Here is a 23,936-nt window from a genome sequence, read left to right as displayed (position 1 = left end):
CGCGTGCGGGAGGACGACACACATGGCCAATACGGACCGTCTGCCGCTGGCCGGCATCCGCGTCATCGACCTGACCCAGGTCTACCAGGGCCCCTATTGCACGCTGCTGATGGCCAAGGCCGGTGCCGATGTCATCAAGGTCGAACCGCCGAAGGGTGAGCCGATCCGCCAGCGCCAGGAGGTGTCGCGCGGCGCGGCGGTGCCCTTCGCGATGCTGAACCAGAACAAGCGCGACATGACGCTGAACCTGAAGAGCGACGAGGGAAAGGATATCCTGCGCCGCCTGGTCGCCACCGCCGACGTGCTGGTCGAGAATTACGCGCCCGGGGTGATGGACCGGCTGGGTGTCGGCTACGAGGCGCTGAAGGCGATCAACCCGCGCCTGATCTATGCCAGCGGGTCGGGATACGGCATCACCGGGCCCGACAAGGACCGGCAAGCGATGGACATCACCGTCCAGGCCGCGAGCGGGATGATGAGCGTGACGGGCTTCCCCGATGGCCCGCCGGTGAAATGCGGCCCGGCGGTCGTGGATTTCATGAGCGGCACGCATCTCTACGCGGCGATCCTGACGGCGCTCTTCCACCGCGAACGCAGCGGCGAGGGCCAGCTGGTCGAGGTGGCGATGCAGGAATGCGTCTACCCGGCGCTCGCCTCGAACCTCGGCATGATCTACGACACGGACCAGCCGCCGCCGCGCACCGGCAACCGGCACGGCGGCCTCGCGTCCTGCCCCTACAACGTCTACCCGGCGACCGATGGCTACGTGGCGGTGATCTGCACGAACGAGGGGCATTTCGTCAACCTCTGCACCGCGATGGACATGCCGGCCATGGCGACCGATCCCCGGTTCCGGGACCGCGCCGCGCGGGTGCGGAACATGGAGGAGACGGACGCCGCGATCGCCGCCTGGACGGCGCGGCACAGCCGGGCCGAGATCAAGGAGATCTTCGGCCGGACCAAGGTGCCGCACGCCATCGTCCGGGACCTGATCGAGGTGACGAACGACGCACACATGCATGAACGCGGGGCGCTTGGCTGGGTCGATCACCCGGATTTCGGGCCGATCGTGGTCCCGGCCTCGCCTCTGCGGCTGCACGGGGCCGACACGCTGCCCTTTGCCGCGGCACCGCGGCTTGGCGCGGACACCCGCGCAGTGCTTTCCGGGGAACTTGGGTTCTCCGACGGCGAGATCGACCGCCTCGAGGCCGAGGGGGTCGTGGTGAGATACGAGACACGGGAGGCGGCGGAGTAGGCCAATGGCACTCGACAGCGACGACATTCACATCCGGACGGCAGAGCGGATTTTCACCGACCTGAGCGACCCCCAGGAGATCGCCCGCGCGACCGACGACAGCTGGCGCGCGCCGCTCTGGCAGGCGGTCGAGGAAAACGGGCTGACGCTGGCCATGGTGCGCGAAGAGGCAGGCGGTGTCGGGCTCACGCTGGTGCAGGCCTTCGAACTGCTGCGGGCGGCCGGGCGCTACGGCGTGTCGGTGCCGCTGGCCGAGACGATGCTGGCGAACTGGGCGCTGGCCGAGGCGGGGCTCGACCTGCGCGACGGCCCGATGGCGGTCCTGGTACCGGCGCCGCGCGGGCGCCTCGCGCTTGCGGCCGACGGAACCGTTTCGGGCGTCTGCCCCGAGGTGTTCTTTGCGGGCGGTGCCGGGGCCTTTGTCGCGCTCTGCGACGGGCCGGATGGCCCCGTGATCTGCGTCCTAGACCCGGCGGCGTGCCGGATCGAGGAAGGGACCTCGCTGTCCTACGATCCGCTCGACTGGGTGAAACTCGAAGCGGTAACACCGCTTGAAATGGCACCCGCCGGGACGGCCGCCTCTCTGCCCGAAATGGCGGCCACCGCTCGGGCCAACCAGATCGCCGGCGCGCTTGAAACGATCCTCGACATCACCGTGCAGTACGCGCAGGAGCGGCGCGCCTTCGAACGCCCGATCTCGAAGTTCCAGGCCGTGCAACACCTGCTAGCCCGGCTGGGCGAGGAATGCGCCGCCGCCGTGGCCGCCGCGAATTCCGCCGCCGACACGCTGGCCCGCGGCGACACGGGCGATGCGCTGCTGCTCGAGGTCGCAGCCGCCAAGGTGCGCTGCGGCGAGGCGGCCGAGGCGGGCTGCGCCATCGCCCACCAGGTGCACGGTGCCATCGGCGTGACGATGGAGCACAAGCTGCACCGCCTGACGCTGAACGCGCTGGCCTGGCGCGAGGATTTCGGGACCGAGGCCCACTGGGCGCTGAAGCTCGGGCAACTGGTGACAGCCGGGGACGCGGATGCGCTCTGGTCGCTGCTGGCCAGCCGCTGAGGAGACAGACATGACCGTTGCATTGCGTTTCGACCCCGTCCGCCTTCCCGACCACGTGCAGGACCTGCGCGCCGAGGTCCGGGCCTTTGTCCGCGACCAGGCCGAACAGGGCGTCTATGACCCGGCAACCTTCGAGCACAGCTCGGACTCGATGGACCGTTTCGCCAAGGCCGTCGCCGCCAAGGGCTGGATCGGCATGGCCTGGCCGCGCCAGTACGGCGGGCAGGAGCGATCCTTCCTCGAACGCTACGTGGTGAACGAGGAGTTCCTTGTCGCCCGCGCACCGACCCGGCGCTACTTCGTCGCCGACCGGCAGAGCGGGCCGACGCTGATCCGCTATGCCAGCGAGCGCATCAAGCAGGAGGTTCTGCCGCGGATCATCGCGGGCGAGGCGATGTTCTGCATCGGGATGAGCGAACCGAACTCGGGCTCGGACCTTTTCGCGGCGCAGGCCAAGGCCACCAAGGTCGACGGCGGCTGGCGGCTGAACGGGGCCAAGATCTGGACCACCGGCGCGCAGCATGCCGATTACATGATCGGCCTCTTCCGCACCTCGAAACCGACCGAGGAAAACCGGCGTCACGGGCTGACCTCGTTCCTTGTCGACATGCACGCGGACGGCATCACGGTGAACCCGATCGAGATGATCAACGGCGTCGAGGAGTTCAACGAGGTCCAGTTCGACAACGTCTTCCTGCCCGACGACTACGTGATCGGAGAGATCGACGCGGCGTGGAAACAGGCGACGTCCGAGCTGGCGTTCGAACGGTCGGGGCCGGAGCGGTTCCTCGAGACCTTTGGCGCGATGCGGGCGTTCCTGACGGCGGTGGAGGGCACCGAAGACGCGCGGCTTCAGGAGGGGCTGGGCCGGCTCATCGCGCAGATGCACACGATGCGGCGGATGTCGGTGTCGGTGGCCGGGATGCTCGAGGCGGGCCAGGAGCCCGTCACCGAGGCCTCGATTGTCAAGGACCTCGGCACCGTCTGGGACCAGGCCCTGCCAACGCGGCTGCGGGAGCTGATCTCTTTGATGGACTACGACCGGTACGACGTGCGGGCCTATCGGGACCGGATGGATTTCTACACCCGGATGGCGCCCAAGCTGACGATCCAGGGCGGCACGACCGAGATCCTGCGCGGCATTGTCGCGCGGGGGCTTGGGCTGCGCTGAGACTGATCTGGCACCCCTTTCCCCGCTGGGGAAAGGGAAACCGCCGCGCGCGGCGGTTGCCTCCGGCGGGAGTTTTTTCGGCAAGATGAAGCGGGGGCGGTCAGCGCCCCGTGAAGTTCGGGGCGCGTTTTTCGAGGAAGTGGGCCGAGCCTTCGGCATAATCCTCGGTGTCGCGGCATTTCACGATCTCGTCCTCGGACCAGTGCGTCGCCTCGGCCAACGTCTGGTGCTGTGCTTCCCAGAGCTGCTGCTTCATCAATCGGACGGCGCGGGGGGAGGAATGGTTGGCGATCTGCGCGGCATAGTCCTGCACCGCCTGCAGGAAGCCCTCGGTCGGCAGGCAGCGGGCCAGGCCGATCTTCTCGGCCTCGCATCCGTCGATCCGGCGGGCGGAATAGAGCAGGTCGGCGGCATGCATCGGCCCCACGATCCGCGGCAGCAGCCAGGCCGAGGCATGTTCCGCCACCAGCCCGCGCTGCGCGAAGGCGGTGGAGAGTTTCGCCGTTTCGGCCATGAAGCGGATGTCGCAGTAGAGCGTCAGGCAGAAGCCGACGCCCGCCGTCCCGCCGTTGATCGCGGCGATGATCGGTTTCGGGATCGCCAGCAGGTAGCTGTAGCGCTGTTCGAGGTCGCCGGGCCTGCGGTCGTGCGGCGGCAGGACCGACACGCCCTGCGCCCTTTGCGCCAGTGCCTGGAGCGAGGCACCGGCGCAGAAGGCGCGGCCCTTGCCGGTCAGCACGATGGCGCGGACCTCGTCATCGGCCGCCGCACGCTCCATCGCCGCGCGCATCGCCATTTCCATCGCGGGGCGCCAGGTGTTCAGCTCCTCGGGGTGGTTGAAGCTGATCGTCGCGACCCGGCGGTCGGTTTCGTAGGTGACGTCCTGATGTTCGGCCATGTCGCGCCCTCCCTCTGATCGCGTGGTTTCGGCAGCCTCGCGCAGGCGCAGAAGGGCGGCAAAGCGAAGGACTCACTTGACAGATGGCTGTCGGGCCGGGATATTTTCAAACACGTGTTTGAACGGGCTGGCGAGGGAGACTCGTCAAGAGACGCCGGCCCCCAGACGAAGCGGCGCATGCCGCATGGGAGGAGAACCATGAAACTTCTTGGCACCACCGGCCTGGCCGGTGTCGTTTCGCTGTCGCTGGCGATGCCTGCGCTGGCCGACAGCTTCAACTGGACCATCGTGGCGGGCCATCCGCCGATCACCCGCGGGGTTTCTGCGCTGAGCGATCACTTCGTGCCCGAGGTGACCAAGCGGCTCGAGGCGCTCGGCCACGAGGTCACCTGGACCGAGGCCTATGCCGGCGCGGTGGCCGACGTGAACGGCGTGCTCGAGGCGGTCGGCGACGGGATCGCCGAGTTCGGCTATGTCCCGCACCTCTTCGAGGGCGACAAGCTGCCGCTCGAGCAGATCACCTATGTCACGCCCTTCGGCACCGACGACCTGATCAAGCTGATGCAGGTCATCGACCAGCTGCACGAGGAGATCCCCGAGATCGACGAAAGCTGGGCGCGGAACAACCAGGTGGTGTTGGCGCCGGTGGGGATCGACACCTACCACTTCGTCACCAAGTTCCCGATCGAGACGGTCGAGGACATCCAGGGCCACAAGCTGGGGACCGCCGGGCTGGCGCTGAACTGGCTGAAGGACTCGGGTGCGACGCCGGTCGCCGGTGCGCTGCCGGATTTCTACAACTCGATGTCCACGGGGCTCTACGACGGGATCCTCACGTTTGAATCCGTGGTCGCGCCCTACAAGTTCTACGAGGTCGCGCCCTACGTGACCAAGATGAACTTCGGCGCGCAGTACGCCTCGGCGCTGACGGTGAACAAGGACCTCTGGGACAGCCTGCCGGACGACGTGAAACAGGCGATCCAGGAGGTGTCGGACGAGTACCGCGACATCGCGGCCAACAGCTACCGCGAGGGCGGCGAGAAATCGCTGGCCGCGGCGGTCGAGGGCGGGGCCCAGATCTCGGAAATCGCGCCGGAGCAGCGCGTGGCCTACGCGCAGAAGCTGCCCGACATCGCCCGCCAGTGGGCCGAGGCGCTGGATGCCCAGGGCCAGCCGGGGACCAAGACGCTGGAAACTTACATGCGGCTGTCGAAAGAGGCCGGGATCGAGCACGCCCGGAACTGGGGCGGCGAGTGAGCGAGCCCGCGACACAGGCGCCGCCGCCGGGGCTTCCCGGCGGCGCGCTGACGCTCTGGCTGGTCCGCATCGCGCTGGTCATGGCGGCTCTCGGCGGCGCGGGCACGATGGGGATGATGGCGCTCATCAACCTCGACGTGATCGGCCGCAGCTTCTTCGGTCACCCGATCCCCGCTACGGCGGAGATCGTGAGCGCGGCGATCGTCGCCATCGTGTTCCTGCAGCTGCCCTATGCGACGGCGACGGGGCGCAACGTGCGCTCCGACATGCTGCTGACCCGGCTGCGCGCGCGGTCCTCGGCGGCGGCCGACTGGCTCGACACTTTCCACCATGCCGCGGGGACGGGGATGCTGGCGATCCTGCTCTATTACACCGGGCCCCAGATCATCCATTCGATCGAGGGTAACGAGACCGTGGGCCTCTACGGCATCTGGACGATGCCGCGCTGGCCCTTCGTGACCTGCGTGATGATCGGCTGCGTGATGACGCTGGCCGCCTACGCGATGCTGACGATCGGGCTGGCCATGCGGGCGGCGCGCGGGGGATGGGTGCATGAGTAACGTCGAGATCGGCATCGCCTCGATCGTCGCGATCCTCGTGCTGATCCAGCTGGGGATGCATGTCGCCATCGCGCTGATGGCGGTCAGCTTCTTCGGGGTCTTTGCGGTCAAGGGCAGCTTCCTCGTCGCGGGCAAGCTGCTGTCTCATGCGGCGCTCGACGGGGTGGCACGCTATTCGTTCGGGGTGATCCCGCTCTTCGTCCTGATGGGGGTGCTGGTCGGTGCCTGCGGGCTGGGACGGGACGTGTTCGACGTGGCCGGGCAGCTTTTCCGAAGGTTCCGCGGGGGCCTCGGCATCGCCACGGTCTTTGCCAACGCGGTCTTTGCAGCGGTGAACGGGACCTCGATCGCCTCTGCGTCGGTCTTCACCAAGGTCGCGGTGCCCGAGCTGATCCGCCAGGGCTACACCCCGCGGTTCTCGGTGGGCGTGGTGGCCGGGTCCTCGGTGCTGGGGATGCTGATCCCGCCCTCGCTGCTGTTGATCCTCTACGGCATCATCGCCGAGGTCTCGATCGGCGATCTCTTCACCGCGGGGATCATCCCGGGGCTGATCCTGGCGCTCTTCTTCTGCATCCTGATCGTCGGGCTGGCGGCCTTTGCGCCGGGCTTCACCGGGCAGCCCGAGAAGTCCGATATCCCCGAGATGTCGAGCGCCACGATGCTGCTGAAATCCGCCCCGATCATCGCGCTGATCGTGCTGGTACTGGGCGGCATCTACGGCGGCTTCTTCACGCCGACCGAGGCCGGTGGTGTCGGCGCGCTCGGCGCGCTGATCATCGCGGTGGTCAAGGGGCGGCTGTCGGGGCGCGAGGTGATGCGCATCCTGCTGGAGACGGGGCAGGTCACCGCCTCGATCACCTTCCTGATCATCGCCGCGCACATGTATTCGCGACTTCTGGCGCTGACCGGGCTGCCGGGCGCGATGACCGGGCTCCTGGGCGCGATGGACCTCGGGCTCTACGGGCTGCTCGTCCTCTACCTGCTGGCGATCATCATGCTGGGCACGATCCTCGACAGCTCCTCCATCCTGCTGATCCTGCTGCCGCTGATCCTGCCGGTGGTCCAGCCGCTTGGCATCGACCTCGTCTGGTTCGGGATCGTCACGATCATCGCCGTGGAGGTCGGCCTGCTCACACCACCGCTGGGGGTCGCGTGTTTCGTCATCAAGGCGAACATCGACGACCAGCGGATCACACTCAACGACATCTTCGGCGGGGCTGCGCCCTTTGCCCTGGTCATGGTCCTGATGGTTGCACTGGTGCTGGCGCTGCCCTGGCTTGCGACCGGACTGCTCTGAGAAGGAGAGCGACATGTACGAAGACACCAAGCGCGAACTGCAGGACCTGGGCCACGGGCTCTGGGCCTGGGTCCAGGGCGACGGATCCTGGGGGTGGAGCAATTCGGGCCTGATCGTGGGCGAGGACGACCGCGTCGTGATGGTCGACACGCTGTTCACCGGGCGGTTGACCAGCGACATGCTGGCGGCCTACCGGGCGGCGGTCCCAGCGGCCGAAACCATCGACGTGCTGGTCAACACGCATTCAAACGGCGACCACACCTATGGCAACCACCTGGTGAAGGGCGCACGGATCATCGGGTCGACCGCCTGCCTGGAAGAGATGGAGGAGCGCCCCGCCTCGAAGGTGCAGGAGGTGATCGCCAACCCCGAAGCCTTCGGCGCCTACGGCCGGTTCTTCACCGAGACGATGGGCTCGCGCTTCGACTTCTCGGACATCGGGCACCTGCCGCCGAACGAGACCTTCTGCGGCACCAAGACGCTCGAGGTCGGGGGGCGACGGATCGAGCTGACGGAGCTGGGGCCGGCGCACACCCGCGGCGATATCGTGATCCACGTGCCGGATGCGCGGACGGTCTATACCGGGGACCTGGTGTTCCACGGCGGTCACCCGATTATCTGGGCCGGTCCCATCGGTAACTGGATCGCGGCCTGCGACTTCATCCTGGACCTCGACGTCGACACCATCGTGCCGGGCCATGGCGCGGTCTGCGAGAAACCGGCGGTTCAGGCGCTGCGGGACTACCTCGTCTCGGTCAAAGGGCAGGCGACCAAGGCCTACGAGGCGGGGCTCGACTGGCAGGAAGCGGCGTGGGAAGTCGGCTACGACGCCTTCGACAGCTGGCTCGACCGGGAACGCGTGGTGGCCAACGTCGCGAATATCTACCGGGAGCTGTCGGGCGGACAGGTCGATCCCAGCCGTGAAGAGATCATGGCCCAGATGCTGCGCTACCGCCACGGCGCGGATTGCGCGCACGAGGGGCCATGCGCCTGCCACGGGTCGGGGGCGCACTGATGCTGGAGCTTCTGAACAACCCGATCTCGACCTGTTCGCAGAAGGTGCGGCTGACGCTTTACGAAAAGGGCCTGGCATTCACCAACACGCGGATCGATTTCCGCAAGAAGGAGCACCTGACGCCCGAGTACCTTGCGTTGAACCCCGACGGCGTGGTGCCGACGCTGCTGCATGATGGCCAGCCGGTCTGCGACAGCTCGGTCATCATGGAATACCTCGACGAGGTCTTTCCCGAGGTGCCGCTGTCGCCCGCGACGCCGCTCGGACGGGCCAAGATGCGGAAGTGGTTGCGCTTCATCGAGGAGGTGCCAACGGCGGCGATCCGGATCCCGAGCTTCAACAAGGTCTTCATCCGCCACCGCCGCGAGCTGAGCGAGGCGGACCTTGCCAAGGACACCGAGGCGCGCACCCTGCGGCGGACCTTCTATGCCGAGATGGGGCGCCACGGCTTTTCAGACGCGCGGCTCGACGAGTTCCTCGAACGCCTGCGCGAGACGGTGACGCGGATGGACCGCGCGCTGGACGGGCAGGCGTGGCTCTGCGGCGACCGGCTGACGCTGGCGGATTTCTGCGTGGTCCCGACCATCGACCGGATGCGCGACCTCGGGCTCGCGGGGCTCTGGGACGGGCTGCCGCAGTTCGACCGCTGGTGGACCGCGATCCAGTCGCGCCCCGCCTTCGCACAGACCTACGCGCCGGGATCGCGCGTGTCCGACATCTACGACGACCTGAAGGAACCGGCATGAAACTCGTGACATTCGACAAGAACGGCCGACAGGCCATCGGCATCCTCGACGGCGCGACCATCGCGGTGCTGGACGGGGCCGCGAACCCCGCCTTTGCCTCGATGCTGGCGCTGATCGAGGCCGGCGACGAAGGACTGGAAGCCGCCCGCGCCGCGCAGGGCAGCGCCGCGAAGGAGATGGTGGCGGACGTCCGCCTCAGGGCGCCCGTGCCGGTGCCGGTCCAGATGCGCGACAGTCTTGTCTTTGAAAAGCACCTTCGCCAGGCGCGGGCCAACCGGCATCTCTGGGATCCCAAGGCCTCGCCGATGGACCCAGCCGACGTGCCGATGCCGCAGGTCTGGTACGACCAGCCGATCTACTACAAGGGCAACCGGTTCTCGGTCTCGGGACCCGAGGACACGATCATCTGGCCCCGGGGCGAAACGCGGCTCGACTTCGAGCTGGAGCTTGGGATGTTCATCGGCAAGGGCGGCTGCGACATCGCCAAGGCGGATGCGAACGACCACATCTTTGGTTTCACCTGTTTCAACGACTTCTCGGCCCGCGATCATCAGATGCTGGAAAGCGCTGGCGGCCTCGGCCCGGCCAAGGGCAAGGATTTCCGCACCGCCAACGCCATGGGCCCGTGCCTCGTGACGCGGGACGAGATCGGCGATGGCTCGGGCCTGACCATGATCGCCCGGGTGAACGGAGAGGAATGGACGCGCGGCATATCCTCCGACATGCACCACAGCTTTGCCCGCATCATCGAACACGTCAGCCGGGACGAGGAGCTGCAGGCGGGCGAATTCATCGGCTCGGGCACCGTCGGCGGTGGCTGCGGGCTCGAGCTGGGCAAGTTCCTGAACCCCGGCGACACGGTCGAGCTGGAAATCGAGGGTATCGGCGTGCTGCGCAGCCACGTCGCGGCGGAACGCCGCTAGGGCGCTGCCGACGCGAATGTGAAATCGGGGGGCGGGGGCAGGGAAGCTGCCGCCGCCCCCCTTGCCTCCCGCGCGCAAAGCCGGAAGGATGCCGCCGAGGAGCGGTGCGCAGGTCCGGACAAACCTGCTTCAATGACAGGGAGGAGACCACCATGGCCCAGGACGGCAAAGGGCATCTGTCGCATCTCAAGGTGCTGGATCTGACGGATTACCGGGGGGCCATCGCGGGGCGCGTATTCGCGCAGCTCGGCGCCGACGTGGTGCAGGTCGAGGGGCCCGAGGGCACCGACAGCCGCCTCCAGCCGCCCTACGATGCCGACGGTGACAGCCTTTACTGGGCCGCCTACGGCGCGGGCCGCCGGTCGATCGTCCTGGACCGCAAGACTGACGCGGGCCGCGAGACGTTCGAGGACCTGGTGCGGCGCGCCGACATCCTGATCCAGACCGGCAACCCGTCCGAGGACGACCTGCTGGCCTATGACGACCTGTCGAAACTCAACCCGGGCCTGATCGTCGCCACGGTGACGCCCTTTGGCCTGACCGGACCCAAGGCCGCCTATGCCGACAGCGAACTGGTGGTCTGGGCCTCGGGCGGGCCGCTGCTGCCGGTGGCGGCGGTGGCGGACAAGCCCTATCGCATATCCGTTCCGCAGGCGTACCACCACGCCACGATGGATGCCGTGCAGGGCGCGCTGATCGCCTATTTCGAACGCAAGAAATCCGGCATCGGCCAGCATGTCGAGGTCTCGGCCCAGGCCTCGGCCACCCAGTCGACGCTGTCGATGAGCCTTGCCGGCGCGGTCGGGCATCCGAACTACACGCTGCGGAAATCGGTCGCCAGCATGAAGAACCAGCCCGACCTCTCCGGCTCAGGCGCGCGGACGAACAAGTCGAAGTGGCAGGTGCAGGACGGCCTGGTCGAGATGCACCTGGCCATGGGCCCCGCCACCGGGCGCTTCACCAACAAGCTCTTCCAGTTCCTCAAGGACGAAGGCGTGCCCGGTGCGGCCGAATTCGCAGACTGGGACTGGTCGACGCTGCAGGACCGGATCGTCGCGGACGAGATCGGCGAAGAGGACCTGCAGCGCGCCCGCGATTGCGTGGCTGCCTACCTGGAGCCCAAGCACAAGTTCGACGCGGTCGACATCGCCTTGGCGCAGAAGGTGCTGATGGCGCCGATCTGCACGCTCGAGGATCAGCTCAGGTCCGACCACATGAAGGCGCGCGAGTTCTTCCGCGAGGTGCCGTGGAAGGGCCGCACCATCGTCCAGCCGGGACCGTTTGCGCGCTACATCGACGGGGCCTTCGCCGCGCTAGGCGAGGCGCCGAAGCTGGATGCCGACGGGGACGCGATCCGCAAGGACTGGCTGGGGCAGGCGCCCGCGCCGCTCGAGGGGTCGGGCAAGGCCGAAAAGCCGATGGCAGGGATCAAGGTGCTCGACCTCGCCTGGGTGGTCGCGGGGCCGATGATCGGCCGCAACCTGGCCGATTTCGGCGCGACGGTGGTGCGGGTCGAAAGCTCCAAGCGGGTCGAGACCGCGCGCCTTCTCGGGCCGTTCCCGGGCGGCGAGATCGACAAGATGCGGTCCGGCCAGTTCGAGAACTGCAATACGGGCAAGTACGGCCTGTCGCTTGACCTCGGCTCGGAAGAGGCGCGCAAGGTGATCCTCGACCTTGTGGAATGGGCCGACGTGCTGGTGGAAAGCTTTGCGCCCGGCCAGATGAAACGCTGGGGCCTGAACTACGAGGAACTGGCCAAGCGCAACCCCTCGATCATCATGCTGTCGACCTCGCTCATGGGGCAGGTCGGGCCGTGGTCGAAACTGGCGGGCTTCGGCAACATCGGCGGCGCGATGTCGGGCTACCAGCAGCTGGTCGGCCCCGAGGGCGGGCTGCCGGTCGGACCCTACGGGCCCTACACCGACTACGTCGGCCCGCGCTTCGGGCTGGTCGCGCTGCTGGCGGCGCTCGACCACCGCGAGAAATCGGGCGAGGGCGGCTGGATGGATGTCGGCCAGTCCGAAACGGGGATGCAGGGCATGGCCGACCGGTTCGCCGATTTCGACGTGAACGGCGTGGTGGCCGAATGCGTGGGCAACCGCGATCCGCTGATCGCGCCCAACAACACCTACGCTTGCCTCAAGCACGGCTACGACGACCGCTGGATCGCCATCTCGTGTCGCACCGACGCGGAATGGCAGCGGTTGGCCGAAGAGGTCGGCGGAGAGCTGGCATCCGACGCCAGCTTGCGGACGCTGGAAGGGCGCAAGGCGAACGAGGACCGGATCGACAAGCTGCTGGCCGCCTGGTGCGCCACACAGGAATCCATTGACGTGGAAAAACGACTGCAGGCCAGGCGGATACCGGCCCATGTTGCAGCATCGGCTGAAGACATCTTTGCCGATCCGCAGATGCGCCATTGGCGGCATTTCATCGAGGTCCCGCGCGGCAACGGCGAGGTCAGCAAGATCGAGGCCTGTCGCTGGCACCTGTCGCGCACCCCGGCCGATCCGCCGCGTTCGAGCCCGGACTACGGACGCGACAATTTCACCGTGCTGACCGAGATGCTGCACTATCCCCCGGACCGGGTCGAGACGCTCGACAAGACCGGCGTGCTGGTCTGAGCGTCACTCCGGCGGCAGGAGCGCGGTCAGGTCCTCCAGCCTGTCCGCCTCGGCCGCCGGCTTGTCCGTCCGGATCCGCGCGATCCGCGGAAACCGCATCGCGACGCCCGACTTGTGGCGGGGTGATCGGTTGAGTTCCTCGAAGGCGATTTCTAGGACCAGCTGTGGCTTGACCGCGCGGACCGGGCCGAAGCGGTCCACCGTGTTGTTGCGCACGAAGCGGTCAAGGTCCTTCAGTTCCTCGTCGGTGAAGCCAAAGTAGGCCTTGCCGACGGGCACCAGCTGCTCCCCCTCCCAGACGCCGAAGGTGAAGTCGGAGTAGTAGCCCGATCGCTTGCCGTGCCCGCGCTGCGCATAGAGCAGCACGGCATCCACCAGCATCGGGTCGCGCTTCCACTTGAACCAGTGGCCCTTGATCCGCCCGGCCAGGTACGGGCTCTCGCGCCGCTTGATCATCAGCCCCTCGATCACCGGGTCCGGCGGATCGGCACGTAGGACGGCCAGATCGTCCCAGGTGGCAAAGTCGAGCAGGGGCGAGAGGTCGACGCGCAAGGGATCGCAGCCCTCCACGATCCGCTCCAGCGCGGCACGCCGGGTGTCGAAGGGGGCGCCGCGCAGGTCCCGGTCGCCGTCGATCAAGAGGTCATAGGCCCGCAGCGCGGCCGGGTGGGATTTCAGCATCGCCTTGGTGACGGTCTTGCGGTTGAGCCTCTTCTGCAGCTCTCCGAACGGGGCGACGGCGGCGTCGCGGCGGACCAGCAGTTCCCCGTCCACGGTGCCGTCGAAGTCGAGCGCGTCGAGCAGGTCGGGGAAGGCGGCCGAGATGTCCTCTCCGGTCCGGGAATAGAGGCGGCGGGTGCCCTGATCGACCGTGGCCTGGACCCGGATGCCATCCCATTTCCATTCGGCGGCGTAATCCCCGGGGTCGAGGGGCCCGAGCGCGTCGAGGTCCGTCGCGGTCGAAAGCATCACCGGCCGGAACGGCGCGCGCGCGGCCGAGACGGGTTTCTCGCCGCCCTCGAGCCAGGCAAAGAGCGGCGCGAACGGCGGGGCGAGGCCGTGCCAGAGTTCCTCGATCTCTTCCACTGGAACGCCGCCGAATTCGGCCAGCGCGGTCCGCGCCAACCGGGCCGACACACCGACGCGCAGGCCCCCGGTGGCAAGCTTGAGGTAGGCGTAGCGCGACGAGACGGCCAGGGTGTCGAGCCGCGCGGCGATCACGCCGGGCAGGGCAGCCTTGCCGGTTGTCTCCAGCTCGTGGACCAGTTCGGACAGGGGCGGGTCCTCGGGCGCCTCGGGATCGGGCCAGACCAGCGCAATCGTCTCGGCCAGGTCGCCGACGAAATCGTAGGAGAGGGCGAAGAGCTCGGCATCGATCCTCTCTGCCACCAGCCCGCGCAGGAGCGAGGGCGTGACGTTCCGCAGGTCGAGGTCCCCGGTCAGCGCGCCCAGGGCCAGGCCGCGTTCCGGATCGGGCCGTGTCTGAAAATGCCGCACCAGGTGGCGCGTCTTACCCGTGCGCTGCGGGGTGAAGGCCAGCGCCTCGAGCAGGCGGGCAAAGTGCTTCATGCCTCAGCCTCCTCCTCGAACCCGACCAGGTGCAGCGGGCGTGCCCGCCGCTGTTCGAGCGTCAGCTGCCGCATCAGTGCCTCTTCCCGGCCGTGGGTGATCCAGGTTTCGTCCGGGTCCACCTCGGCGACGGTGCGCAGCAGGTCCGGCCAGTCGGCGTGGTCCGAGATCACCAGCGGCAGCTCGACGCCCCGCTGCCGGGCACGGGCGCGGATCATCATCCAGCCGCTGGCAAAGGCGATCACGGGGTCGGGAAAGCGCTGCGCCCAGGTGGCGGCAAAGGCCGAGGGCGGGGCCAGGATGATCTGGCCCGCGAAATCGGCCTTTGCCATCGTGTCGTCGGTGGCGCTGCGCAGATCGCCGAGCGGCACGCCCTGGTCGAGGTGATAGCGGCAGAGCCGTTCCAGCGCGCCGTGGATGTAGACCGGCGCGTCCCAGCCGGCCTCGCGCAGCAACATGATGACCCTCTGCGCCTTGCCAAGCGCATAGGCACCGACAAGGTGCGCGCGTTCGGGAAAGGCCGCGACCGACGCCAGCAGCTTGGCGATCTCGGCCGCCGGGTCGGGGTGTCGGAAGACGGGCAGTGCAAAGGTCGCCTCGGTCACGAAGACGTCGCACGGCACCGGCTCGAACGCCTCGGCCACCGGGTTGCGGTGGCGGCAGTAGTCGCCCGACACCACGAAGCGACGGCCGCCGGTCTCGATCTCGACCTGGGACGAACCCAGCACATGGCCCGCCGGGTGGAACCGGACACGGGTGTCGCCGATGGCAATCGTGCCCTCGGCCACTTGGCTCGATCCGGCGAAGCCTTCGCCGTAACGGATCGCCATGATGTCGAGCGTCTGGCGTGTGGCCAGCACCGTGCCGTGCCCCGATCTGGCGTGATCGGCATGGCCGTGGGTGATCAGCGCGCGGGCGACCGGCTGCACCGGGTCCACGTGAAAATCGCCGACCGGGCAATAAAGCCCCTCGGGCGTGGGAAAAAGAAGGTCCGCGTCAGCCATGCGGCAAAGCTAGGCCGGGCGCGGCGCTGCGCAAGGCGCGGCCTATTCGCCGGGGGCGCCGGTGTTGAGCGCCTCGCGGTCGCGGTAGGCGACCACGCGGCGCCGCGTCTCGTTCCAGGCGGCGCGGGCCTGATCCATCGCCGTGCGAAGGCCGTCGGGGTCGTTCACCCGCGCGGCCGCCTCGGCGGCGGCAAGCGTGGCATGCAGGCGGCTTGCCCCGAAGACGGCGGCAAGACCGGCGAAGTCGTGGATCGGGCTCGCCATGGCCAGCAGGTCGGCATCGGCGTCTTCGAATAGCGCGTCGCCCTCGGCCAGGAACCGCGCGATCTGGGCCCCGACGCGCACGGGGTCGGCATAGCCGGCCACCGTGTCGGTGTAGGCCCGGTCGAAGATCGGCAGCGACATGGGGTCGGTCGCGGCGATCGCCCGGGTCGCGTGCTCTGCCCGGCTGCGCGCCAGCCCCTCGGCCGCGCGGTGCACCACGGCGTCGAGCGCGGCGCGCGTCAGCGGCTTGGCCAGCACCTCGTTCAGGCCGGCCGCGTCGAGAGAGGCGCTCACCTCTTCGCCGATATGGGCGGTCAAGGCGACGATCAGCGTGGCCCGGTTCGGGCCGGTGCCCGACCGGATCCGCCGCGCGGCCTCGATCCCGTCCATGTTCGGCATCGAGACGTCCATCAGGATCAGGTCGAAGGGGCGTTCGCCCGCGATGCGGATCGCCTCCAACCCGTCATGCGCCTCGGTCACGCCGTGGCCCTGGTTGCCCAGCATCCGGCGGGTCACGAAACGGTTGGTAGGATTGTCCTCGACCACCAGGATGTCGAGCCGGGGCAGGCCCTTGTCCGGCGGCGGGGCGGCCGGCACGGGCCCGCCGCGCTGTACGGCTTCGGCGGCGGGCAGCGGCAGGAGGACGCGGAACAGGCTGCCCTCGCCGGCGATGCTCTCGACGTCGATCTCGCCCTTCATGCTCTGCACCAATTGCCGCACGATCCCGAGGCCCAGGCCGGTGCCCTGGATCTGCAGGTTCACCGCGGCGTCGGTGCGGACGAAGTCGTCGAAGATGGTCGGCAGATCTTCTTCCGCGATGCCGATGCCGGTGTCGATGACCTGGAATTCCACCATGTCGTCCGACATCCGTTCGGCGGTGACCGTGATCTCTCCGTCACGGGTGAACTTGGCCGCGTTGGCGACCAGGTTGACCAGCACTGTCCGCACCCGCCGCACGTCGCCGCGCACGGTGCCGACCGGCGGTTCGGCGCCACGTTCCAGCCGGTTGCCGTTGGCTCGGGCGCGCGGCACCTCGCTCGCGATCACCGAGGCGACGACCTGGTCGAGGTCGAAGGGATCGGCCTGCACGGGCACCTGGCCCTCGATCCGCGTGATCTCGAGCACGTCGTTCACCAGGTCGAGAAGGACATGGGCGGAGTTGCGCAGAACCGGCAGGTACTGGTCGCGCAGCTCGGCGTCGGGGGCATCCTCCATCAGGTCGATGGTGCCCACGATGCCGTTCAGAGGCGTCCGCATCTCGTGGCTGACGACGCCAAGGAACCGGGCCTTGGCGCGTTCGCCGGCCAGCGCCTTGTCACGGCTGTCCTTCAGCTCAAGCTCGGCTTCCACCTGGTGCGAGATGTCGCGGATCACGCAGACAAAGACCGGCGCCCCCTCGCGGTCGGTCACGTTCATCGAGACCTCGACCGGGAAGACGGCGGCCTGGGTGCGCCCGATCAGGCGGAGCGCGGGACGGTTCTCTGCCTGGCAGAGGACGCGCAGGTCCTCGGCGGTCAGCGGGCGCAGCCGATGTTCGGTGTCGCGGAAGAGAAGCGCGCCGATCCAGCGCCCGGTCAGCGGCGCGTGCGTGCCGTCGAACATCGCCTCGGCCGCGCGGTTCGCGGTTTCGATCTGTCCGTCGCGGTCCAGCACGAGGATCGCATCGCGCGAGGTTGAGACGATGGTTTCCAGCCGGGCCGAGGTCGCCAGCACCTGTTTGGCCCGCCGTTCGTTGAGCGAGGCCATGCGGCGGAAGATCAGCACCAGAAGCGACAGCGCGACCAGCAGGACGAGGCTGGCGAGCACCAGCCGATAGAGCACCAGCGCGACATCGGTCCGGGTTTCGTCCGCGTTCTCGACCAGCACCTGGTTGCCCTGGGTGAGGATGCCGCGCACCGTGTCGCGCAGGCCTGTCAGGGTGTCCTCGATCTCGGGCAGGTCGGCGCGCAGTTCGGCGTCGGGGCTGTCGATCATTGGCACGAGGCCGCGGATTTCCGCGCTGGTCCGGCGGAAGCGGTCGACGACGAGGCTGTTGTAGATCGCCTGGCGGTAAAGCGGGCTGTTCGCCAGCGTCTCGAGCCGGCTGTAGAGGATGTCGTAGCGCTTGCGCAGCTCGGCGAGTGCGGCGGTCACCTCGGCGGGATCGGCATCCTCGGGCAGCGCCGTCGCCTGGTCGAGCGCAACGATGAGCTCGAGGAATTCGACCTCGAACTGCGACAGCGTCCACTGCATGTTGTCGGCCGGGGAATAGGCCAGCTCGTTCAGCTTCTGGCGCACCTCGGTGCCGAGGAAGCCGATGATGCCGACACAGATGACCGTGATACCACCCAGCAGGACCATCCGGATCGGACGGGCCTCGAGTTGTGTCCAGTCAGCCTGCTTGCTCATCTGCACCCTTTCCGGCCCGGGGTCGGGCGGGCCCGGGAAAGGCTAGTCCGTGATCTCGATCCGGTCCAGTTGCCAAATCGAGTTGGCATAGGTGACCTCGGTCCGGTAGGCGGCATCGGAATCGTAGTTGTAGACCAGCCAGACAGGGCCCTTGTCACGCAGCGACATCGGCGCGCCGTTGCGTTCATAGGCCAGCAACGCCCCTTCGAGCTGCAGTTCGTGCGCCGCGCGTTCCACGCGGTATCCATTGGCGGCGACCAGTGTCAGATGCTCGGGGTCGATGTCGAGGAAGTCCATGAGGTCGCCGAATGCCACGCCGCCGAAGGCCTGCGGTCCGTCGGTCCAGATCGTGGCGGTCGTGAATTCGGTCCAGGGCAGTGCCTCGAGCGCGGTGCGGTCCAGCGCGTGCTCGTCACCACCAGACACGACGACAGTCAGCAACGTGGCCCCCTGCGCCAATGCAAACGTTGCGTTGCACAGGGCCATGCAGATTGTCGTTGCGGCAACTGTCGTGATCTTCCTATGTTGCATTCAGTCCTCCGGGACGCGTGGCACGCCGTACTGTGCAGTCAAAGTGAATTTACCATCCACTGTTTTCCGCTGGGTAAATCCTTGCGCTTAAAACTTGACTGGCTGAAGCCTATGATAGCTTTTCAGTTCATCTAACAAGTACCCTGGTAATGGCAAACATCATCCTCGCAGACGACCACGCGCTGGTCCTGGAAGCCATCAGTCATCTGTTGACGGTCGAAGGCCATCACGGTGTGCGCACCGCCGCCTCGGTCGAAGAGACCGCGCAGCTGATCGCGGACGGCCCGGCGCCCGACCTGATCCTGCTGGATTACCGGATGCCCGACATGCACGACCTTCAGGGGCTGCTGCGGATTCGCGACATCCTGCCCGGGGTGCCCGTCGCGCTGATCTCGGGCTCGCCCGGCGGGGCGGTCGCCTCGGCCGCGCTGGACGCGGGGGCGGCGGGGTTCCTGCCCAAGACGATGACCCGCGAGGAGCTTCTGGGCGCCGTCGACACCATCCTGTCGGGCGGCACCTTCGAACCGGCGCCGCCGGCGGACGGCACGCTGGCCGCGATGCTCACGCGGCGCGAATACGACGTTCTGCGCGGCGTCGCGCAGGGCCTGTCGAACAAGGAAATCGCCCGCAACCTCGCCCTGACCGAGGTCACGGTGAAGCTCCACGTCAAGACGATGTGCCGGAAACTCGACGCGCGCAACCGTACCCACGCGGCCATGCTGGCGCTGGAATTCGGGCTGCTGTGACAGGCGCGCAAGTGCCGCGTTCCGCTTAAAGCTATCTTCACGCCTCGGGATCCATAACCCCCGTCGACCGCGGCACGATCCCTGTGCCTGCGGCGAAAGCGCGGGGTGCCCTGATGCATGGTTTGAAGCTGTCCGTGAAGCTGCCGCTGCTGACGGTCGCCCTGACGGGCGCGTCGCTCTTCGGGCTGGGTCTGGTTGCCGAACTTGCGGTGCGGGCAGGTACCACCGGGGGTCTGGCGTTCCAATTGTGGGCCGCGGGCCTCTTCGCGCTGCTGATCGTGGCGACGGTGGCCTACGGCGTGGCACGACCGATCGGGCGCAGCCTTGGGGCCACCATCACCCGGCTCGCCGCCCTGCATCCCGCGCCGGACGAGGTGCCGCCGGGGGACGAGGTCACGGTGCTCGCCGCCATGGCCGAAACGCTGACCGAGGTCCGGGGCAGCGACCCCCACACGATCGAGGACAATGCGATCAAGAGCGCGGCACTCGAATCTGCCTCGGCGGCCTTGATGATCACCGACCGGGATTTCCGCATCCGCCATCTCAATCCCGCGATGATGAAGATGTTTCGCCACCGCCAACCGGTGCTCGCCGACAAGCTGGGCAGCTTTGATCCGGACGCGCTGATCGGCTGCAACATGGATGTCTTTCACCAGCGGCCCGAGCATATCCGGGCGCTGGCGAGCGACCTCAACCGGCTGCCGTTCTACGCCGACATCCCGATGGGCGAGGTGCGCCTGAGGATCGGCATCAGCCCGATCAAGGACGCCGGGGGCGAGGTGACCGGCACCGTCGTCGAATGGCTCGACGTGACCGAGGAAAGCCGGACGGAGGCGCTGCTCGGCGCGATCGACAGCGGGCAGGTGGTGGCCGAATTCGACGACGGCGGCATCATCAAGACCGGGAACGCCAACTTCCGCACCTGCTGTGGTAACCGGTGTCAGCCCGGCGAGACGCCGCTGAATGCGCTGCTCCAGCATGTCGACGGACGCGGGGCCGACACCATGCTGGCCGATCTGGCCGCCGGTCGATCCGTGCCGGGGCCCTTCACCATGCAGGGTGCCGACGGCAGCGAGCAGGCCTTTCTCGAAGGCGGACTGTTCCCGATCCGGGCCAAGAACGGCACCAGCCTCGGCACCATGTTCATCGGAAACGACGTGACCGAGGCCCGGCGCGACCTGGCCGAGGCCGAGGAGACCCGCACCCGCATGGCCGAACGTCAGAACGACGTGGTCGACAAGCTGCGGATCGGCCTGCACAGCCTGTCAAAGGGCGACCTGGCGCAGCGGCTGGAAACGCCCTTCGGGCAGGAATACGAACAGCTGCGCCACGACTTCAACGAGGCGCTGTCGTCCCTCGACGGGACCCTGTCGGAATTTGCCCGCGAAACCGCCGGCATGCAGCTGGAAACGGCCGAGATCAGCGCCGCCGCCGGCGATATGGCCGAGCGGACGGAACAGCTTGCCATGACCTTGCAGGAAAACGCCGCGCGGCTCGATGAGTTGACCGGCATGGTCGCCTCGACCGCGCAGGGCGCGCAGCAGGCCAGCGATGCGGCGCGCGAGGCTCGCCAGCGCGCGGAAAAGAGCGGCACCGTGGTCGACGAGGCCGAGGCCGCCATGGCCGAGATCTCGCGGTCCTCCAGCGAGGTGGGCAAGGTCATCTCTGTGATCGACGACATCGCCTTCCAGACCAACCTACTGGCACTGAACGCCGGGGTCGAGGCCGCCCGCGCCGGAGAGGCCGGGCGCGGTTTTGCCGTGGTCGCGACCGAGGTCAGGGCGTTGGCGCAGCGCTGTTCCGACGCCGCGGCCGAGATCTCGACGTTGATCACCGCCTCGGACCAGCATGTCACGCGCGGTGTGTCGCTGGTCGGGCAGGCGGGAGAGGCGCTGAAATCGATCCTGAAATCGGTCACCGAGATCTCGGACCACGTCACCGACATCGCGGATGCCGGTCGCAACCAGTCCGAGGCGCTGTCGCAGGTCAACGCGGCCACCACCCGGATCGACCAGGCGACCCAGAGCAACGCCGCCATGTTCGAAGAGACCAATGCCGCCAGCCAGGGCCTTGCCCGCCGGGCGGAGCTGATGTTCGAGACGATCGGCCGGTTCGACCTGTCGGAACCCGCGCCGCGCCACGAGGCCAGCTGGGATGACCCGGCACCGAAGACTCCGCAGCGCCCGGCAACCGGCAGCCAACCGCCACGGAAACGGGCCGCCTCGGGCGGCGCCCGGGCGGTCACGACCGCCCCCGACACCGACGGTCAGGCCGACTGGGAGGAGTTCTGATGTCGGCATCCGGGTTTTCCGAGACGCGCCAGTCCGCCACCGCCAGCCGCGCGGTGCATGGCGGCGTGCAACGCGTGCTCGTGGTCGAGGATTTGCCGGCCATGCAGCAACTGGTGACCCATGCGCTGAACGCCGATCCCCGGCTCGAAGTCGCGGGCGTGGCCGGCGACGCCTATGCCGCGCGGGACATGATCAAGGCGCTGAACCCCGATGTCATGCTCCTCGACGTCGAGATGCCGCGGATGAGCGGGCTCGATTTCCTCGGCCGGGTGATGCGGCTGAGGCCGATGCCGGTGGTCATGTTCTCGAGCGTGACCCAGGTCGGCAGCGATGCCGCGATCCGCGCGCTGGTGCTCGGCGCGGTCGATTGCCTGGCCAAGCCGCAGGGCGGTGTCACGCCCGAGGTGCTGTCCGTCCTCGCCGACCGCGTGTTCGCCGCCGCCACGGCACCGGTGCTCATGTCGGCGCAGGCCGCGGGCACGGACAAGCCCGTCGCACCGGACCCGTCGCCCGGCCTCAGGTCCGATGGCCGCGCGATTCTGATCGGGGCCTCGACCGGCGGCGTTGCCGCGGTCGAAACGGTCCTCAGCGGCCTGCCGGTCGAGGCGCCGCCGGTCGTCGTGGCCCAGCACATGCCGGAGAGCTTCCTTGGGAGCTTCTGCAAAAGGCTCGACTCGATCCTGCCGCAACAAGTACGACTGGCCGAGGATGAAATGGAACTGGCGCCCGGCCACATCTACCTTGCGCCCGGCGGGACCTGCCACACCGGCGTCGCCCAGAACGGTGCCGGCCTGGTCGCGGTGCAACTCGACCGGCCCAAACGCAATGGTCACTGCCCCTCGGTCGACGAGCTTTTCCAGAGCGCGGGCGCCTTCGCCAACCGGATCACCGCGGTCATCCTGACCGGTTTGGGGCGCGATGGCGCCGACGGAATGAAGCTCCTGCGCGACCGTGGGGCCCATTGCATCGGCCAGGACGAGGCGACCTGCGTCGTTTACGGCATGCCGCGCGCGGCGGCCGAGCTTCGCGCGCTCGACGAACAGCTTCCGCTCGACCGGATCGCGCCCGCGGTGGTGACATCGGTGCAACGCGCCGGGCAGGGTGCCTGATCATGCGCGCGGTGCCACCGGTTCCGGGTCGCATGACCATCACCCAGGGCGAATTCGCCGCCAGCGATCACCCCGATTGCGTGATTTCCACCATCCTCGGGTCTTGCGTGTCGACCTGCCTGTGGGACCCGGACCGCCGCGTCGGCGGGATGAACCACGTGCTGGTGGCGCGGTCAGAATCCGGGCCCACCCGCAGCGACGCGGCCGGGGTCAACGCGATGGAGCTACTGATCAACGCCCTGGTCCGCCTCGGCGGCGACCGACGGAATCTGCGGGCCAAGGTGTTCGGCGGCGCCAAGATGATCTCGGGCCTGTCCGACATCGGCCACCTCAACGGCCTCTTCATGCTGGAGTTCCTCGAGAGCGAGGGGATCCCCTGTCTGGGCCAGAGCCTCGGCGGCACCTCGGCGCGCCAGATCCGGTTTTTCCCCGCCGAGGGACGGGCGCTGCTGAAGTCCGTGACGCAGGCCGCCGTTGCCCCGGTTCCGACCAAGCCGGCCGAGACCGACGCCGGCAACGGGGTCGAGCTGTTTTGACAGTCGACGAAACGTGAGAGCGCGGGGACGGACACACCGACCAGGGTGCAAGACCGCGACCGACAGCGGCGCTAGGTGATCTATGCGGCAATCAGGGCAGACGCGACAAGGCCGGGACCCAGATGCGGGACGAGCGCTCGCAGTTTGACATCCGTCCGGAGCGTGGCGACTCAGGATACATCGCCCATCGGCAGGTTGTACGCCGACGAAGGGTTATGGCCCGGCCTTTGGTTTGCGGCGGCGTCTTGCCGCGTTGGTTCAGAACCAGATGTCCTGCGCGCTTTCTTCACGCTCGGGCTCGTCTGCTTCGAACCCGGCCAGGCTTTCGCGCATGTCGACGGCGGCCAACAGTTCCTGCCACGAGATACCGGAGGCGTCGCGCCACCGCACCCGCGGGCCAAGCCGGTCGATGATGGCGGCCACGTCCTTCAGCGACTGGCGCAGGAAGTCCGCCCGTTGCAGGGACACGATCGTGTCTGTCGAAACCGGGCTGCATTCGCAGATCGTGTCCGCAATCGTGGCCTCGAGCGCCATGGCCATGTCGCGCAGCGCGATCAGCTGGCCACTGAGCACCGCCAGCACCTCGCCTGCATCGAGGGGGACCGCCTCGGGTGGTGTCCGCTGGCCCGCGCTGGCGGCATCGGGCGAGCCTTCAGGCCGCGGCGCCGATTGTCCCGCCCGGTCCGTCATGA

General features: G+C 68.1%; 20 protein-coding genes. 14 read left to right on the top strand and 6 right to left on the bottom strand.

Annotation, left to right across the window (positions count from 1 at the left end; translation table 11 throughout):
- The first annotated feature begins 22 nt into the window (after nucleotides 1–22).
- From ACE2AC_RS03940 to ACE2AC_RS03930, 3 genes are read left to right on the top strand one after another with little or no spacing between them, the layout of a single operon-like run.
- Nucleotides 23–1,255 carry a CaiB/BaiF CoA transferase family protein gene (locus ACE2AC_RS03940; protein ID WP_375690823.1) on the top strand — a complete coding sequence of 411 codons (1,233 nt, stop codon included), beginning with the start codon at nucleotides 23–25 and terminating at the stop codon, nucleotides 1,253–1,255.
- A 4-nt stretch (nucleotides 1,256–1,259) separates the two neighbouring features.
- Nucleotides 1,260–2,315 (top strand): acyl-CoA dehydrogenase family protein, encoded by a 1,056-nt coding sequence (locus ACE2AC_RS03935; protein WP_375690822.1) that lies wholly within the window; start codon nucleotides 1,260–1,262, stop codon nucleotides 2,313–2,315.
- Between the two features lie 10 nt (nucleotides 2,316–2,325).
- Entirely contained in the window at nucleotides 2,326–3,486 is a 1,161-nt protein-coding gene (locus ACE2AC_RS03930; protein WP_375690821.1) for an acyl-CoA dehydrogenase family protein, read from the top strand.
- Nucleotides 3,487–3,586: 100 nt separating this feature from the next.
- Here the strand turns inward: ACE2AC_RS03930 and ACE2AC_RS03925 are convergent, their stop codons facing one another.
- Nucleotides 3,587–4,384, bottom strand: a complete 798-nt coding sequence (locus ACE2AC_RS03925) for an enoyl-CoA hydratase-related protein (RefSeq protein WP_375690820.1) — start codon at nucleotides 4,382–4,384, stop codon at nucleotides 3,587–3,589.
- Nucleotides 4,385–4,582: 198 nt separating this feature from the next.
- On the opposite strand from ACE2AC_RS03925, the gene ACE2AC_RS03920 reads away from it, so the two are divergent.
- The 7 genes from ACE2AC_RS03920 to ACE2AC_RS03890 all read left to right on the top strand — a co-directional run bounded on the left by ACE2AC_RS03920 (nucleotide 4,583) and on the right by ACE2AC_RS03890 (nucleotide 12,806).
- On the top strand, nucleotides 4,583–5,641 hold the full coding sequence (locus ACE2AC_RS03920; protein WP_375690819.1) for a C4-dicarboxylate TRAP transporter substrate-binding protein: 1,059 nt from the start codon (nucleotides 4,583–4,585) through the stop codon (nucleotides 5,639–5,641).
- Complete coding sequence (locus tag ACE2AC_RS03915) at nucleotides 5,638–6,201, top strand: TRAP transporter small permease subunit (RefSeq protein WP_375690818.1); 564 nt, start codon at nucleotides 5,638–5,640, stop codon at nucleotides 6,199–6,201. The genes ACE2AC_RS03920 and ACE2AC_RS03915 overlap by 4 nt, the downstream gene beginning before the upstream one ends.
- Nucleotides 6,194–7,498 carry a TRAP transporter large permease gene (locus ACE2AC_RS03910; RefSeq protein WP_375690817.1) on the top strand — a complete coding sequence of 435 codons (1,305 nt, stop codon included), beginning with the start codon at nucleotides 6,194–6,196 and terminating at the stop codon, nucleotides 7,496–7,498. The genes ACE2AC_RS03915 and ACE2AC_RS03910 overlap by 8 nt, the downstream gene beginning before the upstream one ends.
- A 13-nt stretch (nucleotides 7,499–7,511) precedes the next feature.
- Nucleotides 7,512–8,513 carry an MBL fold metallo-hydrolase gene (locus tag ACE2AC_RS03905; RefSeq protein WP_375690816.1) on the top strand — a complete coding sequence of 334 codons (1,002 nt, stop codon included), beginning with the start codon at nucleotides 7,512–7,514 and terminating at the stop codon, nucleotides 8,511–8,513.
- On the top strand, nucleotides 8,513–9,259 hold the full coding sequence (locus ACE2AC_RS03900; protein ID WP_375690815.1) for a glutathione S-transferase family protein: 747 nt from the start codon (nucleotides 8,513–8,515) through the stop codon (nucleotides 9,257–9,259). Before ACE2AC_RS03905 ends, ACE2AC_RS03900 begins: the two co-directional genes overlap by 1 nt.
- The gene (locus ACE2AC_RS03895) at nucleotides 9,256–10,182 is read left to right on the top strand and encodes a fumarylacetoacetate hydrolase family protein (RefSeq protein WP_375690814.1); all 927 of its coding nucleotides are present in this window, start codon (nucleotides 9,256–9,258) and stop codon (nucleotides 10,180–10,182) included. Before ACE2AC_RS03900 ends, ACE2AC_RS03895 begins: the two co-directional genes overlap by 4 nt.
- A 152-nt stretch (nucleotides 10,183–10,334) precedes the next feature.
- Entirely contained in the window at nucleotides 10,335–12,806 is a 2,472-nt protein-coding gene (locus ACE2AC_RS03890) for a CoA transferase (RefSeq protein WP_375690813.1), read from the top strand.
- Between the two features lie 3 nt (nucleotides 12,807–12,809).
- On the opposite strand, the gene ACE2AC_RS03885 is transcribed toward ACE2AC_RS03890, so the two are convergent.
- Genes ACE2AC_RS03885 through ACE2AC_RS03870 form a run of 4 tightly spaced genes read right to left on the bottom strand, consistent with a single transcriptional unit; the run spans nucleotide 12,810 to nucleotide 18,472 of the window.
- Nucleotides 12,810–14,375 carry a cisplatin damage response ATP-dependent DNA ligase gene (locus ACE2AC_RS03885; protein WP_375690812.1) on the bottom strand — a complete coding sequence of 522 codons (1,566 nt, stop codon included), beginning with the start codon at nucleotides 14,373–14,375 and terminating at the stop codon, nucleotides 12,810–12,812.
- Entirely contained in the window at nucleotides 14,372–15,379 is a 1,008-nt protein-coding gene (locus ACE2AC_RS03880) for a ligase-associated DNA damage response exonuclease (protein WP_375690811.1), read from the bottom strand. Before ACE2AC_RS03880 ends, ACE2AC_RS03885 begins: the two co-directional genes overlap by 4 nt.
- Before the next feature lie 42 nt (nucleotides 15,380–15,421).
- Entirely contained in the window at nucleotides 15,422–18,031 is a 2,610-nt protein-coding gene (locus ACE2AC_RS03875) for an ATP-binding protein (protein WP_375690810.1), read from the bottom strand.
- A gap of 42 nt (nucleotides 18,032–18,073) precedes the next feature.
- Nucleotides 18,074–18,472 carry an oxidoreductase gene (locus ACE2AC_RS03870; protein WP_375690809.1) on the bottom strand — a complete coding sequence of 133 codons (399 nt, stop codon included), beginning with the start codon at nucleotides 18,470–18,472 and terminating at the stop codon, nucleotides 18,074–18,076.
- A gap of 239 nt (nucleotides 18,473–18,711) precedes the next feature.
- On the opposite strand from ACE2AC_RS03870, the gene ACE2AC_RS03865 reads away from it, so the two are divergent.
- From ACE2AC_RS03865 to ACE2AC_RS03850, 4 genes are all read left to right on the top strand, one after another.
- Complete coding sequence (locus tag ACE2AC_RS03865; protein ID WP_375690808.1) at nucleotides 18,712–19,308, top strand: response regulator transcription factor; 597 nt, start codon at nucleotides 18,712–18,714, stop codon at nucleotides 19,306–19,308.
- A 134-nt stretch (nucleotides 19,309–19,442) separates the two neighbouring features.
- Nucleotides 19,443–21,599, top strand: a complete 2,157-nt coding sequence (locus ACE2AC_RS03860; RefSeq protein WP_375690807.1) for a methyl-accepting chemotaxis protein — start codon at nucleotides 19,443–19,445, stop codon at nucleotides 21,597–21,599.
- Nucleotides 21,599–22,708, top strand: coding sequence for a chemotaxis response regulator protein-glutamate methylesterase (locus ACE2AC_RS03855; protein WP_375690806.1), 1,110 nt, complete (start codon nucleotides 21,599–21,601; stop codon nucleotides 22,706–22,708). The genes ACE2AC_RS03860 and ACE2AC_RS03855 overlap by 1 nt, the downstream gene beginning before the upstream one ends.
- 32 nt (nucleotides 22,709–22,740) lie before the next feature.
- Entirely contained in the window at nucleotides 22,741–23,244 is a 504-nt protein-coding gene (locus ACE2AC_RS03850) for a chemotaxis protein CheD (protein WP_375690805.1), read from the top strand.
- A gap of 258 nt (nucleotides 23,245–23,502) precedes the next feature.
- On the opposite strand, the gene ACE2AC_RS03845 is transcribed toward ACE2AC_RS03850, so the two are convergent.
- Nucleotides 23,503–23,934 carry a hypothetical protein gene (locus ACE2AC_RS03845; protein WP_375690804.1) on the bottom strand — a complete coding sequence of 144 codons (432 nt, stop codon included), beginning with the start codon at nucleotides 23,932–23,934 and terminating at the stop codon, nucleotides 23,503–23,505.
- Nucleotides 23,935–23,936: the final 2 nt, after the last annotated feature.

The sequence above is a fragment of the Pseudooceanicola sp. LIPI14-2-Ac024 genome (assembly GCF_042188925.1).
Lineage (GTDB): Bacteria > Pseudomonadota > Alphaproteobacteria > Rhodobacterales > Rhodobacteraceae > Pseudooceanicola.
This window is presented reverse-complemented; position numbering and strand designations above follow the sequence as displayed.

Coding starts and splice junctions, on each gene's coding strand:
- ACE2AC_RS03940 (WP_375690823.1), top strand. CDS start 23: ATGGCCAATACGGACCGTCTGCCGCTGGCCGGCATCCGCGTCATCGAC.
- ACE2AC_RS03905 (WP_375690816.1), top strand. CDS start 7,512: ATGTACGAAGACACCAAGCGCGAACTGCAGGACCTGGGCCACGGGCTC.
- ACE2AC_RS03875 (WP_375690810.1), bottom strand. CDS start 18,031: ATGAGCAAGCAGGCTGACTGGACACAACTCGAGGCCCGTCCGATCCGG.
- ACE2AC_RS03925 (WP_375690820.1), bottom strand. CDS start 4,384: ATGGCCGAACATCAGGACGTCACCTACGAAACCGACCGCCGGGTCGCG.
- ACE2AC_RS03900 (WP_375690815.1), top strand. CDS start 8,513: ATGCTGGAGCTTCTGAACAACCCGATCTCGACCTGTTCGCAGAAGGTG.
- ACE2AC_RS03845 (WP_375690804.1), bottom strand. CDS start 23,934: ATGACGGACCGGGCGGGACAATCGGCGCCGCGGCCTGAAGGCTCGCCC.
- ACE2AC_RS03865 (WP_375690808.1), top strand. CDS start 18,712: ATGGCAAACATCATCCTCGCAGACGACCACGCGCTGGTCCTGGAAGCC.
- ACE2AC_RS03880 (WP_375690811.1), bottom strand. CDS start 15,379: ATGGCTGACGCGGACCTTCTTTTTCCCACGCCCGAGGGGCTTTATTGC.
- ACE2AC_RS03910 (WP_375690817.1), top strand. CDS start 6,194: ATGAGTAACGTCGAGATCGGCATCGCCTCGATCGTCGCGATCCTCGTG.
- ACE2AC_RS03935 (WP_375690822.1), top strand. CDS start 1,260: ATGGCACTCGACAGCGACGACATTCACATCCGGACGGCAGAGCGGATT.
- ACE2AC_RS03895 (WP_375690814.1), top strand. CDS start 9,256: ATGAAACTCGTGACATTCGACAAGAACGGCCGACAGGCCATCGGCATC.
- ACE2AC_RS03930 (WP_375690821.1), top strand. CDS start 2,326: ATGACCGTTGCATTGCGTTTCGACCCCGTCCGCCTTCCCGACCACGTG.
- ACE2AC_RS03885 (WP_375690812.1), bottom strand. CDS start 14,375: ATGAAGCACTTTGCCCGCCTGCTCGAGGCGCTGGCCTTCACCCCGCAG.
- ACE2AC_RS03890 (WP_375690813.1), top strand. CDS start 10,335: ATGGCCCAGGACGGCAAAGGGCATCTGTCGCATCTCAAGGTGCTGGAT.
- ACE2AC_RS03850 (WP_375690805.1), top strand. CDS start 22,741: ATGACCATCACCCAGGGCGAATTCGCCGCCAGCGATCACCCCGATTGC.
- ACE2AC_RS03920 (WP_375690819.1), top strand. CDS start 4,583: ATGAAACTTCTTGGCACCACCGGCCTGGCCGGTGTCGTTTCGCTGTCG.
- ACE2AC_RS03855 (WP_375690806.1), top strand. CDS start 21,599: ATGTCGGCATCCGGGTTTTCCGAGACGCGCCAGTCCGCCACCGCCAGC.